At 68.7% G+C, this 17,282-nt stretch carries 13 protein-coding genes; 4 read left to right on the plus strand and 9 right to left on the minus strand.

The window, feature by feature from the left end; genetic code table 11:
• Window positions 1-22: 22 nt before the first annotated feature.
• Together FNH13_RS13505 and FNH13_RS19110 are read right to left on the minus strand one after the other, a co-directional pair.
• Window positions 23-4,822, minus strand: coding sequence for an NAD-glutamate dehydrogenase (locus tag FNH13_RS13505; protein WP_143783891.1), 4,800 nt, complete (start codon window positions 4,820-4,822; stop codon window positions 23-25).
• Window positions 4,823-5,317: 495 nt separating this feature from the next.
• Window positions 5,318-5,482: a hypothetical protein gene (locus FNH13_RS19110; RefSeq protein ID WP_165700115.1), complete on the minus strand. Its 165-nt coding sequence runs from the start codon at window positions 5,480-5,482 to the stop codon at window positions 5,318-5,320.
• A 62-nt stretch (window positions 5,483-5,544) separates the two neighbouring features.
• On the opposite strand from FNH13_RS19110, the gene FNH13_RS13510 reads away from it, so the two are divergent.
• Window positions 5,545-6,048 carry a DUF2505 domain-containing protein gene (locus FNH13_RS13510; protein ID WP_143783892.1) on the plus strand — a complete coding sequence of 168 codons (504 nt, stop codon included), beginning with the start codon at window positions 5,545-5,547 and terminating at the stop codon, window positions 6,046-6,048.
• Between the two features lie 38 nt (window positions 6,049-6,086).
• Here FNH13_RS13510 and pruA read toward each other — a convergent pair whose 3' ends face one another.
• From pruA to FNH13_RS13535, 5 genes are read right to left on the minus strand one after another with little or no spacing between them, the layout of a single operon-like run.
• On the minus strand, window positions 6,087-7,715 hold the full coding sequence (pruA, locus tag FNH13_RS13515) for an L-glutamate gamma-semialdehyde dehydrogenase (protein ID WP_143783893.1): 1,629 nt from the start codon (window positions 7,713-7,715) through the stop codon (window positions 6,087-6,089).
• A 50-nt stretch (window positions 7,716-7,765) separates the two neighbouring features.
• On the minus strand, window positions 7,766-8,200 hold the full coding sequence (locus tag FNH13_RS13520) for a DUF6912 family protein (protein ID WP_143783894.1): 435 nt from the start codon (window positions 8,198-8,200) through the stop codon (window positions 7,766-7,768).
• Window positions 8,201-8,224: 24 nt separating this feature from the next.
• A complete protein-coding gene (locus FNH13_RS13525; protein WP_143783895.1) occupies window positions 8,225-9,640 on the minus strand; it encodes a WS/DGAT/MGAT family O-acyltransferase in 1,416 nt (471 codons plus the stop codon).
• A gap of 12 nt (window positions 9,641-9,652) precedes the next feature.
• Window positions 9,653-11,134 carry an AAA family ATPase gene (locus FNH13_RS13530; RefSeq protein ID WP_143783896.1) on the minus strand — a complete coding sequence of 494 codons (1,482 nt, stop codon included), beginning with the start codon at window positions 11,132-11,134 and terminating at the stop codon, window positions 9,653-9,655.
• The gene (locus FNH13_RS13535; protein WP_143783897.1) at window positions 11,131-11,724 is read right to left on the minus strand and encodes a hypothetical protein; all 594 of its coding nucleotides are present in this window, start codon (window positions 11,722-11,724) and stop codon (window positions 11,131-11,133) included. The genes FNH13_RS13530 and FNH13_RS13535 overlap by 4 nt, the downstream gene beginning before the upstream one ends.
• A gap of 293 nt (window positions 11,725-12,017) precedes the next feature.
• On the opposite strand from FNH13_RS13535, the gene FNH13_RS19115 reads away from it, so the two are divergent.
• Window positions 12,018-12,263 carry a helix-turn-helix domain-containing protein gene (locus FNH13_RS19115; protein WP_165700116.1) on the plus strand — a complete coding sequence of 82 codons (246 nt, stop codon included), beginning with the start codon at window positions 12,018-12,020 and terminating at the stop codon, window positions 12,261-12,263.
• Between the two features lie 78 nt (window positions 12,264-12,341).
• Here FNH13_RS19115 and FNH13_RS13545 read toward each other — a convergent pair whose 3' ends face one another.
• Window positions 12,342-12,902: a hypothetical protein gene (locus FNH13_RS13545; RefSeq protein ID WP_143783899.1), complete on the minus strand. Its 561-nt coding sequence runs from the start codon at window positions 12,900-12,902 to the stop codon at window positions 12,342-12,344.
• 153 nt (window positions 12,903-13,055) lie between these two features.
• On the opposite strand from FNH13_RS13545, the gene FNH13_RS19315 reads away from it, so the two are divergent.
• Together FNH13_RS19315 and FNH13_RS13555 are read left to right on the plus strand one after the other, a co-directional pair.
• On the plus strand, window positions 13,056-13,922 hold the full coding sequence (locus FNH13_RS19315) for a LysM peptidoglycan-binding domain-containing protein (protein WP_143783900.1): 867 nt from the start codon (window positions 13,056-13,058) through the stop codon (window positions 13,920-13,922).
• Window positions 13,919-14,482: an Rv3235 family protein gene (locus FNH13_RS13555; RefSeq protein WP_143783901.1), complete on the plus strand. Its 564-nt coding sequence runs from the start codon at window positions 13,919-13,921 to the stop codon at window positions 14,480-14,482. Before FNH13_RS19315 ends, FNH13_RS13555 begins: the two co-directional genes overlap by 4 nt.
• A gap of 6 nt (window positions 14,483-14,488) precedes the next feature.
• On the opposite strand, the gene secA is transcribed toward FNH13_RS13555, so the two are convergent.
• A complete protein-coding gene (secA, locus tag FNH13_RS13560) occupies window positions 14,489-17,230 on the minus strand; it encodes a preprotein translocase subunit SecA (RefSeq protein WP_143783902.1) in 2,742 nt (913 codons plus the stop codon).
• Window positions 17,231-17,282 lie beyond the last annotated feature (52 nt).

Raw genomic sequence — 17,282 nt, forward strand, 5'->3', positions numbered from 1 at the left:
CCCGAGTCCTTCACGCTGGCGGTCAGGCGTTGGCGCCCTGACGCACCAGGCCGCGCAGCGCTCGCAGCGCCACGGACAGTGGGCCCATCCCCGGGGAGTCCAACCGGTCGACGTTGCGTAGCACCTGGCTGACCCTGGTGAGCGACTCGGCGTTGGCCTCCGCCCAGCCCTCCAGCTGGTCCCGGCCTCGGGCCTCCGACGCCTCGCTGCTGGCGAGGACGGTGCGGGTCAGAGCCTTCAGCACGCCATACATGTCGTCGCGCATCGCGCCGCGCGCCAGGGAGTCCCACCGGTCCTGGCGAGGCAGCTCGGCGATCCGGTTGAGTAGGTTGTCGATCCGGAAGCGTTCGGACACGGCGAAGTAGAGGGCTGCCGTCTCCTCGACCGGACGGTTGGTCTCCTCCGCGATCTCGACGATGTCCAGCACGGAGAAGGAGTCCAGCAGACCGGCATAGGTGACGGCCAGGTCCTGGGGCACGCCACCCTCCTGCGCCCGCTGTGCCTGTCCGTCGAAGCGTTCCCGCTCGCCGGCCCGCAGCAGCCCGCTCAGCTCCGGTCGCAGGGCCGCGACCGGCTCGCGGAACCGCTCGATCTCCTCCTCGATGCTCCCGGTGAGGGACTGGTTGTTGAGGAACCAGCGCACGCTGCGGTCCATCAGCCGCCGGAACTCAAGGTAGAGATCGGTCTGCAGGCGCGTGGCGACGGTGTTGTCGAGCGCCTCGACCTGGGCCATGAAGCCGGCCATGTCGAAAACCTCCCGGCACACCACGAAGGCGCGGGCGATCTGCGGGATGGTTGCCCCGGTCTCCTCGATGCACCGGAAGGCGAAGGTGATGCCTCCGCGGTTGACCATGTCGTTGGCCAGACCGTTGACGATGATCTGGCGGCGGAGCGGGTGCTCGACCAGACGCTCGGGCACCCGCTCCTGCAGGGGCCCCGGGAAGTAGCCGGTCAACGAGGACTCGAAGAACGGGTTATCGGGTAGTTCGGACTCGTTCAGCTGCTCCTTCAGCTCCAGCTTGGAGTAGGCCACCAGGACCGCGAAAGCCGGTGAGGTCAGGCCGCGGCCCTCCTCCTCCAGAGCGACCATCGCCCGGTCGCTGGGCAGAAACTCCAGCTCACGGTCCAACCCCGCGTGCTCACCCAGGTGGGAGATCAGCCTGCGGTGGACCGCTGCCATCACCCCGCCCTGGTCGCGGGCGTTGCCGATCAGGACGTTCTGCTCATAGTTGGTGCGCAGCACCCGGCGCGCAACCTCATCGGTCATCGAGGCCAGGAGCTCGTCACGCTCCTCGAGCGTCATCTCCCCCTCAGCGACAGCGGGCGCGAGGGCGATCTTGATGTTCACCTCATGGTCAGAGGTGTCCACTCCGGCAGAGTTGTCGATCGCGTCGGTGTTGATGTGGATGCCGGACCGGGCAGCCTCGATGCGCCCGCGCTGGCTGAAGCCGAGGTTGCCGCCCTCGCCCACCACCTTGACCCGCAGCTCGCCACCGTTGATCCGGATGGCGTCGTTGGCCCGGTCGCCGATGTCGCTGTCGCTCTCCTCCGCGGACTTCACATAGGTGCCGATGCCACCATTCCACAGCAGGTCCACCGGCGCCTTGAGCACGGCGCGGAGCAACTCGTTGGGGGCCATGGAGGTCACGCCCTCCTCGAGCCCCAGGACCTCACGCACCTCGGGTGAGATCTCGATCGACTTGGCAGACCGCGGGTGGACCCCACCGCCGGCACTGATCAGGGAGGAGTCGTAGTCCGCCCAGCTCGACCCCGGCAGGTCGAACAACCGCTGCCGCTCGGCGAAGGAGGTGGCGGCGTCGGGGCTGGGGTCCAGGAAGACGTGCCGGTGGTCGAACGCGGCGACCAGCCGGATGTGCTCGGAGAGCAGCATGCCGTTGCCGAAGACGTCACCGCTCATGTCACCGATGCCGACCGCGGTGAAGTCCTCGCTCTGCGTGTCGTGTCCGAGCTCGCGGAAGTGGCGCTTGACCGACTCCCACGCGCCGCGGGCCGTGATGCCCATCCCCTTGTGGTCATAGCCGGCAGAGCCACCGGAGGCGAAAGCGTCGTCCAGCCAGAATCCGTAGTCCCGGGAGACCCCGTTGGCGATGTCACTGAACTTGGCCGTGCCCTTGTCGGCCGCGACCACGAGATAGCTGTCGTCGCCGTCCCGGCGCACGACGCGCTCCGGCGGCACGATGTCGTTGCCGACCCGGTTGTCCGTGACGTCCAGCAGACCCTTGATGAAGATCCGGTAGCAGCCGATGCCCTCGTTGAGCCAGGCCTCCCGGTCGCTGGGGTCCGGCAGCTGCTTGGCCACGAAGCCACCCTTGGAACCGGTCGGCACGATCACGGCGTTCTTGACCATCTGTGCCTTGACCAGGCCAAGGACCTCGGTGCGGAAGTCCTCCCGTCGGTCACTCCAGCGCAACCCACCGCGGGCGACCGGCCCGAAGCGCAGGTGGACCCCCTCGGCACGGGGTGCGTAGACCCAGACCTCGTAGGCCGGGCGGGGCTCGGGCAGTCCCTCGATGTCGCGGGGGCTGAGCTTGAGCGAGACGTGCGGCTTGGCTCTGCCGTCCTCGTCCAACTGGTAGAAGTTGGTCCGGAGCGTGCCCTCGACCACGGACACCAGGGAGCGGATGATCCTGTCCTGGTCGAGGCTGGCCACCTCGTTGAGGGCCTCGTGGATGCGGGCGATCACCTCGGCCGCCCCCTCGTCCCGGGTGGCGGCATCGGCGTCGGTGTCGGGATCGAACCTGACCGTGAAGTGCTCCACCAGCATCCGGGCGATGTGTGGGTTAGTGACCAGCGCCTCCTCAAGATAGTCGAGGCTGAACGAGCCCACCTGACGCAGGTAGCGCACCAGGGTGCGCAGGATGACCACGGAACGCCACGACAGGTCGGCGTCCAGCACCAGGGAGTTCAGGCTGTCGCTCTCACCCTGCCGGCTCCAGGCAACCGCGAACGCCTCCTCGAAGTCTGCGGCGACCTCCTCTGCGGTGCGGTTGTCGTCGGACTGCCAGACAGCGGGGTCCTTGGCCCGCAGTCCGAAGTCATAGATCCGCATCGCGATGTCGTCGTCCTCCTCCTCGACGAGATAGGGCCGCTCGTCGGTGACCTCGACACCCAGGTGACTGAAGATCGGCATCGCGTCGGTGAGCGTCATCGCGTCACGGCGATAGAGCTTGAGCCGGCGCTCCCCCTCGGGGGCGCCGTCATCGGCATACAGGTGCAGACGCATCCCCTGCTTGGGATCGGCTGCCACAGCACGGATCTGGGCCAGGTCGGCATAGCCGGTCGCCGGCCCGAAGTCCTCCTTGTAACCCTCGGGGAAGGCCGCAGAGAAGGTCGCCGCGGTGTCACCGACGGTCTCGTCCTCCTCGTGCTCCTGCACAACGTCGGTGAGCTTCTCCTCCCAGGTGCGCATCGCATCCTGGACCTGTGCCTCGAGCTCGGTGGTGTCGACCTCGGGGATATTGCCCCCAGGGGGCATCCGCAGGACATAGTGGACCTGCGCGAGCGCGGCCTCGCCGATCTTGGTGGTGAAGTCCACCGTGGCGGCCCCGTAGGCGTCCTGCAGCAGCCCCTGGATGCGCATCCGCACCGAGGTGTTGAACCGGTCCTTGGGCATCAGCACCAGGACCGAGACGAACCGCCCGAACTCGTCCTTGCGGACCAGGATCCGGGAGGCGCGCCGCTCCTGCACGTGCAGCACCTCGTTGGCACTGGCCTGGAGCAGGTCGATGTCGGCCTGGAACAGCTCGTCGCGCGGATAGTTCTCCAGCACCCCCATCAGGTCCTTGCCCGAGTGGCTGTCGGCGGGGAAGCCGCTGCGCTCCAGGATCGCCTCGACCTTCCTGCTGATGACCGGCAGTCTCGTGACGGACTCGGCATACGCACTCTGGGTGAACAGTCCGAGGAAGCGTCGCTCGGCGATGACCGCACCGTCCTCACCGAAGGTGCGCACCCCGACGTAGTCCAGATAGACCGGCCGGTGCACCGTGGCCCGCGAGTTGGCCTTGGTGATGGTCAGCAGACGCGGATCGCGGGCCGTCGCGACGGCTTCCGGACGCAGCCGGCTGATCCGGCCCTCCTCCCCCGGTCGCCCACGCAGGATGCCCAGGCCGGTCTCGGGGACGGACTGCAGCGCCTCGACCCCGTCGTCCACGACGAGTTCGTACTCGCGGTAGCCGAGGAAGGTGAAGTGGGCGTCCTCCAACCAGGTCAGGAACTCGATGGTCGGCTCCACCGTCTCCGGGTCGACCGTGTCCGGCACCCCGGTGCGGAGCTCGTCAATGATCTCGCGTGCCTTCTCCCGCATGGCCTGCCAGTCCTGGCAGGCCCGTCGGACGTCGGCGAGGACCGAGAGCAGACGCTCCTGCAGCTCCTCCCGCGAGGCCTCCCGGTGCAACCGGTCGATCTCCAGGTGCATCCAGGACTCGACGACGTCCTCCGAGCCGGCGCTGGTGGCGTCCGCGTCGACCACGGCCACGCCGGAGTCGGTGCGCCGGACCACCATCTGGGGATGGGCCAGCAGGTGGACGGACAGGTTGCGCTGGTTGAGCTCCCCCAGGACCGAGTCCACCAGGAAGGGCATGTTGTCCGTCACGACCTGGACGACGGTATGCCGGGAGGTCCAGCCGTCCTCGGCCCGCGAGGGGTTGAACACCCGGACCGCGGCCTCCCCGGGCTCACGCCCTCGGGAGAGACCGGCCACCTGACCGGCGACGGCCTCGCGGATCGCGGGGTCCCGCTCCATGAGGTCGGTGTGGGCAACGTGTCGGTAGAACCGATCCAGCAACGTGTCGTCGGACGACATGTCAGGCACTTCTCCTGTCAGCGCGGGCCGCGGCGGCGCACCTCGCTGTGCGCCGCACCGACTCTATCGTTGCGGACGGCTCCTGGCAGGTCGGGCCAGTGAGCGAAACGTCACTCTCCGAAGGAAAGATCCGGCGCCCGGCGCGGACTCCACCGCCCGGTGGACAGCAGCCGGGCACGACGGCCCGGTGGACAGTCCCGGGGCGGTGTCACCGGGCGACCGTAGGGTGGCGCCATGTCGACCCCAGACGACCTGCACCTGCTCGGCCTCGCCGAGCAGCTCAGTGTGCTCGAGGTGTCGTTGGGTGACCCCGCCGACGAGGCCCTGGTGTCGAGGCTCCTCGACCGGTGCACGGACGCTATCGTGGACGTGGTGGCAGGGCGGCAGACCCTGTCCCGCGGCGCTCCCCCTCGGACCGCGGCACCAGACGAGGCCCCATACGGAGCCCCACCTATCGCTCGCGCCGAGAGCACCGAGGTCGATGCCGCATCCTGCTCAGCGCTCGCCACCCGCTGCCACCGCACCGCTCACCTCCTCGACGGCCGTCCGGAGCAGGCTCTCGCAGGACCGGTCGCCGACTGCCTGCGGACCATCGCGGACAGCCTGCAGCGTCTGGTGCAGGACCTGGGTGATCAGAGCAGCACTACAGCTCAGCAGCATCTGCGGCGAGGGCTACGTCGCGCCGCAGCCCAGTTGGACTCTCTGACACCTAAAGTTGCCCCATGAGGATCCACGAGACGATTGAGCACAGCGCCACCCCGCAACAGATCTTCGAGATGATCTGCTCCCCCGACTACCAGGAGTTGCGGTGCGTGCGCAGCGGCGCGCTGGAGCACGAGGTCGCCATCGAGGTTGAGGATGACGCCCGCACGATCGTCACCCGGCGACGCCTGCCGACCGACGGCTTCCCGGACTTCGCCAAGAAGTTCGTCGGCGAGGCCGTGGACGTCGTGGAGACTCAGGTGTGGGCGCTGACCCCGGACGAGGACGGGGGCCACTCGGCGTCCCTGCACCTGGAGATTCCACGCACCCCGGTCAGCCTGACCGGCAGTGTCGTGCTGGCACCAGGAGGCGCTGGCACCGAGCACACCGTCGAGGGTGAGCTCAAGGCCAACGTGCCCTTTCTCGGCTCCAAGATCGAGCAGGCGGTGGCTCCGGTGCTCGGCAGCGGGCTACGCCTGGAGGGCAGGCTCTCCCGGGAGTGGTTCGAGCAGGACCGCACCTGACGGCGACCAGGGGCGCCGGCAGGTCGTGACCCGGGCGGTCAGCCCATGTGCGGGTAGCGCCACTCGGTCGGCGCCACGAAGGTCTCCTTGATCGACCGCGCGCTGGTCCAGCGCAGGAGATTCTGCAGCGACCCCGCCTTGTCATTGGTCCCGGAGGCACGCGCTCCACCGAACGGCTGCTGCCCCACGACCGCGCCGGTCGGCTTGTCGTTGATATAGAAGTTGCCCGCGGCGAACCGCAGGCGCTGCGTCGCCAGCGCGACCGCGGCTCGGTCGCGGGCAATGATGGCGCCGGTCAGGGCGTAGTCCGCGACGGACTCCATCTGGGTGAGCATGTCCTCGAAGCCGTCGTCGGGATAGACGTGGACGGACAGGATCGGCCCGAAGTACTCCGTCGTGAACGTCTCGTGGGTCGGGTCGGTGACCTCCAGGATCGTGGGACGCACGAAGTAGCCCACGGAGTCGTCATAGGTGCCGCCGGCGATGACGGTGACCGCGTCGTCGGTCTTGGCCCGGTCGAGGACGTCCTTGTGCTTGGCGAAGGCGCGATCGTCGATCACGGCACCCATGAAGGTGCCGAAGTCCCGGACGTCACCCACCGGCAGGGACTCGGTGATCGAGACCAGGTCGTCCTTCAGCTCCGCCCACAGCGAGGCAGGGATGTAGGCGCGCGAGGCCGCCGAGCACTTCTGCCCCTGGTACTCGAAGGCGCCCCGCACCAGAGCGGTGCGCAGCACGTCGACATCCGCCGAGAGGTGAGCCACCACGAAGTCCTTGCCGCCGGTCTCTCCGACGATGCGGGGGTAGGAGCGGTAGTCGGCGATGTTGGCACCGACCTGTCCCCACAGCATCTGGAAGACGCGGGTCGACCCCGTGAAGTGGATGCCTGCCAGGTCACGGTGCCCCAGAGCGACGTCGGAGACCTCGACGCCGTGACCGGTGACCATGTTGATGACCCCCGGCGGCAGCCCCGCCTCCTCGAGCACCTCCAGCACGACCGTGGCCGCGCGCTGCTGGGTGGTCGCCGGCTTCCACAGCACGGTGTTGCCCATCAGCGCCGGTGCGGTCGGCAGGTTGCCGGAGATCGCCGTGAAGTTGAAGGGCGTGACGGCATACACGAATCCCTCGAGCGGACGCTGGTCCGTGCGGTTCCACACCCCGGGTGCATTGCGGATCGGCTGATCGGCGAGGATCTGGCGGCCGAAGTGGACGTTGAAGCGCCAGAAGTCGATGAGCTCGCAGGCCGAGTCGATCTCCGCCTGATAGGAGGTCTTGGACTGCCCGAGCATGGTGGCCGCGTTGAGCCTGGCCCGCCACGGGCCCGCCAGCAGCTCGGCCGCGCGCAGCAGGATCGCAGCCCGGTCGTCGAAGTCCATGGCGGCCCACTCCGGGGCCGCCCGACCCGCCGCCTCGATGGCTGCGACCGCGTCGGCAGTCTGCGCGTTGCGCAGGGTCCCCAGCACCTCAGCATGGGCGTGTGGTTGCACCACGTCGATCGCCTCACCGGCACCGGTCACACGCTCACCGCCGATAACGTGGGGCAGGTCGACAGGGTTCGCCGCCATCTCAGCGAGCGCCACCTCCAATTCGGCCCGCTCGGGACTCCCCGGGGCGTAGTCCTTCACGGGCTCGTTGATCGGCTCGGGAACGCTCGTCACGGCATCCATCGTCTTCCTCCAGTCAGTCGGGGCGACCTCGTGTCCTACTCAGTCCATGATCACAGCAAGGAGCGCACTTCGGCCAACTCGGTGGCGTCATACCAGGACAGCTCGATCACCTCGTCGTCGGCAACAGGTGAGCCATCACCCACCACGTCGTCCCCCAGGTGCAGTGAGGCAATCCGCGGCAGGGTGACCGGGCCGTGCACGATCACCCGGGAGCCCTGGGGCGACGTCGCGTCGATCGTGTCCTGGGCGACGTCGGCAGCTGCGACGAGGACCGACAGATCGTGGTCGCGGCAGTAGCCGGCGGCGTCCTGCAGCGCGGCCCACTCCCAGACCTCCTCGTCGCCCTCGGGGTCCGAGCGGCGCACCGACTCGGTGACCAGGAAGGCGACGAGGTCTCCGGACAGAGCACCGTGCTCGTGCAGTTCCTGCGCCTGGTCGGTGGTCAGCGGCAGGTAGCACCGGCGCTGTGGGGCAATCGCAGACATCGTCTCTCCGTTCGGGCGTGGGTCTCAGGCGTCGGTCGCGACCAGCTCGGCCAGCGCGGAGTCGATGCACTCGGCGAGGACCGAGAGGTCAGGCATGGCGTCACGGTCGGCGTTGAGCCCCAGATAGACCCTGCCGTCATAGGACGTGAGCCCGACCGCCAGGGCCTGCCCCTGGGCGAGGGGGATCACCGGATAGCTGGCCAGCAGACGGGCGGGTCCGGCATACCTCGCCTCCTGTGGCCCAGGGACATTGCTGATGATCAGGTTGAACACGCGACGGGACATGGCGCTCGCTGCCCGCGCAGCCATCGAGTGCAGGGTGGGGGCGGCAAAACCGGCCAGGCCGGCGATCCCCACGGCACCGATGGCCCGGCCGTCGCTCAGCTGCTTGGCCATCCGGTAACTGACCTGCTGGAGCCGCATGGCCGCACTCGGCTCCCCGATGGGCAGGTCGACGAACGCCGCCACGACCTGACCTCCGACGTGGGACTCGCTCTCAGCGTCCTCGACCGAGAGGGGGACCATCGCCCGGACTGTGCTCGAGGTGCTGATCGGCTCGCCCCGGGTCATCAACCACTCGCGCAGGGCACCGGTCAGGGTGGCGAGCACGACGTCGTTGACGGTGACGTGACCCAGGTCGCCGGCCCCGAACCGGCGGCGGCGCACGGCGCGGAAGTCCTCCAGGTCGAGGTCGATCAGCTGCATGCGCCGCGCCGAGCCGACGGTGGTGTTCAACGGGGTGGGCGGCGCGGGACTCGCGGCGGTGCGGACCAGGGCCGTCCCCGCCTGCTTGCCGACCTCGGCGACCCGGGCCCCCGTGTGCCGCAGATCTGTGATGCCGCCACGCACTCCCTCCCACAGCCGCCGCGGGGAGGTGACCGTGCTGAGGGCCGAGCGGGTCAGCAGCTCGACGTCGCTCGGTGCCGGCGAGGGGCTCCACGTCTGGGCGATGGCCACCACGTCGGTCGGGGCCTCGTCGAGGATCACCTGGCCCATGTCCAGTCCGTGCACACCATCAACCATGGCCTGGTGGGTCTTGGTGACCAGGGCGAACTCGTTGTCCTCCATGCCCTCCACGAGATAGACCTCCCACAGGGGACGGTCCCGGTCGAGGAGGCGGGATTGGATGCGTGCCACGAACTCGGCGAGCTGCTCCCGCGTCCCCGGACGGGGCAGGCCTGACCGGCGCACGTGGTAGGTGAGATCGAAGTCCGTGTCGTCCACCCACACCGGACCACCCAGCCCGGCGGGAACCTGGCGCACCCGCTGGCGGTAACGGTGCACATAGGCGATCCGGTTTGCCACGAGATCCAGCAGGGTCTCGTAATCAAACCCCTCCTCCGGAGTCTCGAAGACGAGCACCGAGCCGACGTGCATGGCGGTGACTGGACCCTCCAGATAGAGGAAGGAGGCGTCGACGGACGTGAGGCGATCTAACACGTCCCCATCGTGTCAGACATCAGCGGTGCGGCGCTGTCGGCCTCTTCCCCGTCGGGGTGCCAGCTCCCGGCCGGTGACGCGTCCCGCCAGCTCGCGCAGCCCCGTCCGGGCGGGGCTGCCCGGTCTGGCCTCACGCAGGGTGCGACCGGCCAGGACGGCGGCGTCCAGCCCCACCTGGTCCTCGTCCACGAGCACCACGTCGTCGACGTTGGCGAACCGCCGCAGCGCCTCCCTGACCCGACGGCCCGGATCCTTGCCCACGGCCCCGGGCCGCAGCCTGTTGACCACGACGGTGGTGGGGGCCGAGGTCACTGCCGCGAGCTGGTCGAGGCCGCGCACCAGCCGTTGCAGCGCGACCGGGTCGGCCGAGCCCACGACCACGACCTGGTCGGCCACCTCGAGCGCGGCGAGCGCCGCACCGTTGCGGCGGGGCGCCGTGGTGTCAAAGCTGAGCTCCTCGTCCGCCTCCAGGCAGAACCCGATGTCAACGACCGTCAGGGTCACCGTGGCGGCACACTGCGCGAGCACGTCCTGGAGGGCATGTTCACGCAGCTCGGTCCACCGGTCGGGACGCGGCATCCCGGTCAGCACCCGCAGCCCCGGGGACACCTCCGGGGCACATCCGGTCAAGGTCGAGCGGTCGAGAGTGCCCTTGTCCGCAGCCCGGGCCGCAGCTGCCACCCCAGGGGCCTCATCCAGCACCGCGAGCACCTGTGCGACGGCCGCACCGTAGGTGTCCAGGTCGACCAGCATCACCGGATCCGCCGGCTCAGCAGCCTCGGCAGCCAGGTTGACTGCGACGGTCGTGCGTCCCGGGGAACCCACCGGGCCCCACACGACCACAACCTGCCCCTGGTCATGTGGACGGTCCGCGCCGCCCTGGCCGGGAACGCCAGTCTGCCCATCCCCCGGGAGGCCGTCGCCCGTCCGGTCGTGGCCGAACCCGTGTCCGCCGGCCCCCGTGTCGCCGGGGGCCTTCTCGCCGACGTCCTCGGTCGGGAAACGACCCCGAGCCTGACTCAGCCCCTCCTGCTCGCTCGGGGAGTGTCGCGCACGCTCCGTCGTTCCGGCACCCTGGACGGGGTCGCCGGCCCCCGCGTGATCAACTTCGGCGCCGTGGGGCGCGCTCCCTGTGGGGTCGGTGCTGATCAGTGCGAGCAGACCTGCGTCGAGCTCTGGCTGCGCGGCGTCGGCAGGCAGCACCACACGCACGCCCCAGCGCCGCAGCATGCGCTCGTCTGCCTCGTCATCGGGTCGGTGCACTCCCAGCACGAGGACATCCCGGTCGATCAGGTCCTGCACCGCGCCACGGTCGAGTCCTCGCAGGTCGGCGGAGACCACGGCGACACGTCCCACACCGGCGGCGGAGGCACCGAGCAGCTCAGCCAGGTCGGCACACCGCCGCACGACATGGACCACGCTGCTGCTGCCGAGCTTGCTGGTCAGCTGCGCCTCGTACTGCGGGGTGACGGCCGTGAGCAGAGGCAGGCTCACGAGGACGACTCCGCCGCTGCCGGGGAGGGCACCAGGGTGACCTTGGCCTCCTGGTCGACGCTGGAGATCACCGCCCCAACCCGGTCGGCCGGGACGATGATCTGGACCGCGGCGCGGCCGATGCCCATCCCCAGGCTGTTCGAACCGGTGGGCGTGCGGGCCACGACGGCCTGTCCGAGCAGGAGCTCTGGATCCAGGTAGGCGGTGCCGACACCCTCAGGATCGCGACGGCTCACCCAGACGTCTACGACGGTGCCGGTGGACAGGCTCTGTGCCGCGGCCGGATCGATGGGCACGCTCACCGTCTTGTCGAGAGCCTCGCTGGCCGAGCCGAGGGAGCTCGCAGGCACCAGCTCACCGACCTGCACCTGCCGCAGGGCCACCGTCCCTGGCGCCAGGGTCTGGGTGGCGTCGACATAGTGAGAGATCGGCTCCTGCATCCGCACCCGCACCGCGACGACGTCCTGGGCGGCGACCTCCTGGCCGGGCAGGATCACCCGAGCAGCGGCATACACGGGGGTCGACTCGTCCAGGGAGGAGATGACGCGCACGCCCCCGGCGACCGACAGCACCACCAGCAGCAGACCCACCAGCAGGCGGGTATCTCGCCAACCGGGCCTGCGCAGCCGGCGCGCGATCGGAACGTCGTCCTGACCCTGTCCTGTCGTTCCCCGAGCCACCTGGTCCCTCCCGTTTCCTGATGCACCCGCGCCCGGGTCCGGACACGCTGGCCTGCGTCGCACCAGAGCGCCACGGTAGCGGCGCGCGACACGGCGCGATCATCTTGTCCACAGGCCGGAACCCAGTGCCATCCCGAGCGAGTAAAATCCCCGTCAAGGTTCGCCACCCCCGGCGTCCCCGCAGATCGGACGGAGCTAGCCCGTTGGAAAAACGGTTCCTCACCCTGGCCGACGTCGCCGAGACCCTCAACATCACCATGGCCCAGGCCAAGGCGCTGGTCCGCAGCGGCACCCTGCCGGCGGTCAAGATCGGCGGTCGCGGCATCTGGCGGATCGAGACGAGCATGCTCGAGGACTACATCGAGCGGATGTATGCGCAGACCCGCGAAACAATCTCTCGGATGGCCGACGAGGTCGAGGGGGCCGACGCTGACCTCGACGAGGAGTAGCGCCGGAGGCACGCCCTGGCCGCTTCCGGAGGACCCGATCAGGCGGGCTGACCTGACGGGCTGATCACGACGGGCTGATCACGACCGGGTGACGCAGGCCAGGGCTGCATAGGGGATCGTGACCACCGAGTGCACGTCGCGGCTGCGCCGTGGCAGGTCGTCGGGATGGGCACTGAGGTCCAGGTGATCAGCGCCCACCCGGTCGATCGTCCCGACCGTGACACCGCCCTCGACGTCGCGGACCCGCACCACGGCACGGTCTCGGCTCAACGCGCGCAGGGCGTGCCGCAGATCGAGCGAGCGCTGGACCCGACTGCGCCGGCCCTGATCAGACCGGCCGGAGAGTCCCCGCACCGAGACGACGCTGGCGGTGACCACCAGCACCTCCCGTCCCTGCGCGGGCAGTTGCTCCTGCACCACAAACCAGTCCCGGGCGAGCTCGCTCAGCGCGCCGTCCAGGACCTCACCACCGCGCAGCGTCAGGTGGATCCTTCGCCCCAGATCGGCCAGGAGCCTGTCGCGGAGCAGCACCTGACCTGTCGCGGCCCGGGTGTGCTCGGCAACCTCCCCCAGGAGCTCGGCCGCCTCCTGAGCAGCCAGCTGGGCCTCCAGGTCGTCGAACAGCTCGGTCCACCGCATGGCGCCGATTGTGCCCGACGGACCGTCACCCGGGCACGTTGTCCACATCCGCCGCACCTTCTGGTCGCGCGTCTGCGCCAAGCGCTCTACTGTGTCCTAATGAACGCAATCGACGTCAATTGACGTCAAACATCATCAAGGGAGCGCGGGGACATGACTGACAAGGACCTAGCCACGGCCGGCGGTGGCGGACGCAGCACGCACCTGGACGGTGTCAGGCACCCCGGTGTCGGCATCTGTGCCAGTGCACTCGGGGCAGCCGGCGCGGCCGTTCTGTCACTCATTGTCCTGACCTGCTGGAACCGTGCCCGCCATGGGTGGGCGACAGCCGTCGGGCCCGACGGCATCGTGGTGGCCCACGGGCTGGAACTCCTGGCCCTTGCTGTGGCCGGACTGGTGGGAGCCTGGCTCGCAGCGCTGCTCCTGGTCGGTGCCGCCGCTGCACTGCCCGGGCGATCCACGGCACCATTGCGCAGCCTCGCTGAGCGACTGGCCCCACGCCTTGCTCGGCACGTGGCAGCCGGACTGGTCACTGCTGCGGTGACGCTGACCCCCCTGGGCGCTGCCCAGGCCTCCACGGCCCCCATTAGCACAGCTCCCACCAGCACCGTGCCCACCACCACAGCTCCCACGCCCACCAACACCAGTGCCGTGCCCGCCTCGCAGTCGTCCGCAGGCGTGCTGATCTACCACGCGCAAGAACCTGATCCGGCGAACCGTGCACCGGAGCCGGGTTGGCGCCCCACCGCCCCCGCACCCACACCGGACCCAGACTCGATCTCGCTGGTGAGTCGCGGTGCGGCCAAACCAGACGCCGTGGTCGTGCGCGCGGGTGACACCCTGTGGGACATCGCGGCCCGGCACCTCGGAGAGGATGCTGACGCCGCCGCCATCGCGGAGGCCTGGCCCCACTGGTATGACGCCAACCGGGCCCTGATCGGCTCTGACCCCGATCTGCTGTTGCCTGGCACCCGGCTTGTCCCGCCCGTCGTGGACAGCTACCAGGAGGTCGCGCCGTGAGCGCCCAGCCGACAGCGCTGGCGGTCGCCCCGTTGGTCACACCGTCCTGCGCGTCGTGGATCCGTCCCGGGCACCTGACGGTGCTGCCGATCCCCGACAACGAGCCAGCACCACTGCCCCGCGGTGTCCGTCCGGCAGAACCAGACCCTCGCTATGTCCAGGGCGCCCTGGCGGTGGACTTCCGACGGGAGGGCCATGACGAGCTCTTTGGGCCACAGTCGACCAGTCGTCAGGATCTGCCTGATCCAGACACCTGGGCCCGGCGGCTGATCACCACCATTCTGGAGGCCATGGACGGGCTGCGTCCCAGCGACCAGCTCAGCAGGTGGGTGGCACCAGACATCCGGGACCGGATCTTTCGTCGCGGAGTCCAGGCCCGCCAACGACGTCAACGACCCGGAGGGCCACTGCAGGTGCGCGCCCTGCGGGTCTGCGAGCCAGTGGACGGCGTCGCCGAGGTCGCTGCGGTCATTGCCTACCGTTCCCGCGTGCGCGCTCTGGCCATGCGCATGAGCGGCGTGGACGGCCGATGGTTGATCACGGCCCTGGAGATCGGCTGAGGCAGGTCAGTTCGCCTTGCGTGCCTTCCGCCGTTCTGCGCGGTTGCCGCTTCCTGACTTCTTGACCTCCGCACGGGTCATGGTGGACCCATCCGCCGCCACGCGACGCTGCTCGACCGAGCCGTCCTCGGAGGGAGCGCTGTAGGTCAGGGCAGCTGCCGGTGCCGGCTTGGCGTCGACCAGTCCGGCCAGCGCGGCAGGAACGGCCAGACCGCTGGCCTGGGCCGCCTGCTCCTGGGGGGCCTTGACCTCGACCCGGAAGAGGGTGCTGACGGCATCCTCCTTGACCGACTCCATCATCGCCTGGAACAGCTGGTAGCCCTCACGCTGGTACTCCACGATCGGCTCGCGCTGGGCCATCGACCGCAGGCCGATGCCCTCCTTGAGGTAGTCCATCTCGTAAAGGTGCTCGCGCCACTTGCGGTCCAGCACCTGCATCACGACCCGGCGTTCGAGATCCCGCATCGCCTCCGCGCCGACGAGAGCCTCCTTCTCGTCGTAGGCGTGCTGGGCATCAGAGGTCAACTGCTCGGCCAGCAGGTCACTGGTGATCCCGCCGGCTCCGGCCGCTGCGGCCTCCAGTTCCTCGACGGTCAGGGACACCGGGTAGACCGTGCGGAGATCAGCGAGGACCTTGGTCATGTCCCGCTCTTCCTTCTCCAGCTCATCACCCTGGATGGTCTGTGCGTAATCGCCCACGACCTCGTTGATGAAGTCGCGGATCTGGTCCTCCAGGTCCTGCCCCTCCAGGACCCGGCGACGCTCGTCATAGATGACCACACGCTGGCGGTTCATCACATCGTCATACTTCAGCACGTTCTTGCGTGTCTCGAAGTGCTGTGCCTCGACCTGCGCCTGAGCGCTCTGGATCGAGCGGCTGACGACCTTGGACTCGATCGGGACGCTGTCATCCATGCCGGTCGTCTGCATGACGCGATCGACGATGGCGGCGTTGAACATCCGCATCAGATCGTCCTCCAGCGAGAGATAGAACCGACTCTCACCGGGGTCACCCTGACGACCGGAGCGGCCGCGCAGCTGGTTGTCGATACGACGGGACTCATGCCGCTCGGTGCCCAGCACATACAGTCCACCAAGATCGTGGACCTCCTGGTACTCCGCCTGGACGGCCTCTTCCGCCCGGGCAAGAGTCTCGTCCCAGGCTGCTTCGTACTCCTCCGGGGTCTCGGCAGGATCGAGTCCCTTGCTCTTGAGGTAGGCCACCGCCCGGAACTCCGGGTTGCCACCGAGCATGATGTCGGTGCCTCGACCAGCCATGTTGGTGGCCACGGTCACGGCACCCTTGCGCCCCGCCTCGGCCACGATCGAGGCCTCACGGGCGTGATGCTTGGCGTTCAGCACCTCGTGCGGGATGCCACGACGGCGCAGCTGCTCGGAGAGCACCTCGGACTTCTCGACGGAGGTCGTGCCCACGAGGACCGGCTGGCCCTTCTCGTGGCGCTCGGCGATGTCCTCGACCACCGCGTCGTACTTGGCCTGCTCGGTGCGGTAGATCAGGTCCGGCTGGTCCTTGCGGACCATGTCGCGGTTGGTCGGGATCGTGACGACACCGACCTTGTAGATCTGGTGGAGCTCGGCAGCCTCGGTCTGAGCGGTACCGGTCATGCCGGCGAGCTTGTCGTACATGCGGAAGTAGTTCTGGAGGGTCACCGTCGCCAGGGTCTGGTTCTCGTTCTTGATCTCCACCCCCTCCTTGGCCTCGATCGCCTGGTGCATCCCCTCGTTGTAACGACGACCAGCCAGCATGCGGCCCGTGTGCTCATCAACGATCATGATCTGACCGTCGACGTTGACGTAGTCCTTGTCGTTCTTGAACAACTCCTTGGCCTTGATGGAGTTGTTCAGGTAGCCGATCAGCGGCGTGTTGGCGCTCTCGTAGAGGTTGTCGATACCGAGGTAGTCCTCGACCTTCTCGATGCCGGACTCCAGGACACCGACGGTGCGCTTCTTCTCGTCAACCTCGTAGTCACCCTCACCGTTCTCGCCGCGGGTGAGACGCTGGGCGAGCTTGGCGAACTCGGTGTACCAGCGCGGCGAGCCGTCGGCCGGTCCGGAGATGATCAGCGGGGTGCGGGCCTCATCGATCAGGATCGAGTCGACCTCGTCGACGATCGCGTAGTGGTGGCCGCGCTGCACCAGGTCCTTGGTGGCCCATGCCATGTTGTCGCGCAGGTAGTCGAAGCCGAACTCGTTGTTGGTGCCATAGGTGATGTCCTTGGCGTACTCCGCACGTCGCTGGTCCGGGGTCATCTTCGACAGGATCACCCCGACCTCCAGCCCCAGGGTGCGGTGGATGCGCCCCATCAACTCGGCCTGGTACTCGGCCAGGTAGTCGTTGACCGTCACGACGTGCACACCCTCGCCCGTGAGGGCGTTGAGGTATGACGGAAGGGTGGCGACCAGGGTCTTGCCCTCACCCGTGCGCATCTCGGCCACATTGCCCTGGTGCAGCGCCGCGCCACCCATGATCTGGACGTCGAAGTGTCGCTTCCCCAGGGTGCGCACCGACGCTTCGCGGACCGCCGCAAACGCCTCGGGCAGGAGATGATCGAGGGTCTCCCCGTCCTTCAGCCGCGCGCGGAACTTGTCCGTCTCCTCGCGCAACTCGGCGTCGGTCAACCCTTGGAAATCCTCTTCGAGGGAGTTGACCTGCTGCGCGACAACCTCCAGTCGGCGTAGGGCCTTGCCCTCACCGGCACGCAGCAACTTCTCGAAAAACTTGGGCACGGAGTCTCCTGACACGTCGTGGTGGCCGCGTGAACCCACATGCGGACCTCAA

Origin of the sequence: Ornithinimicrobium ciconiae (assembly GCF_007197575.1) — a bacterium.
In the GTDB taxonomy this organism is placed as follows: domain Bacteria; phylum Actinomycetota; class Actinomycetes; order Actinomycetales; family Dermatophilaceae; genus Ornithinicoccus; species Ornithinicoccus ciconiae.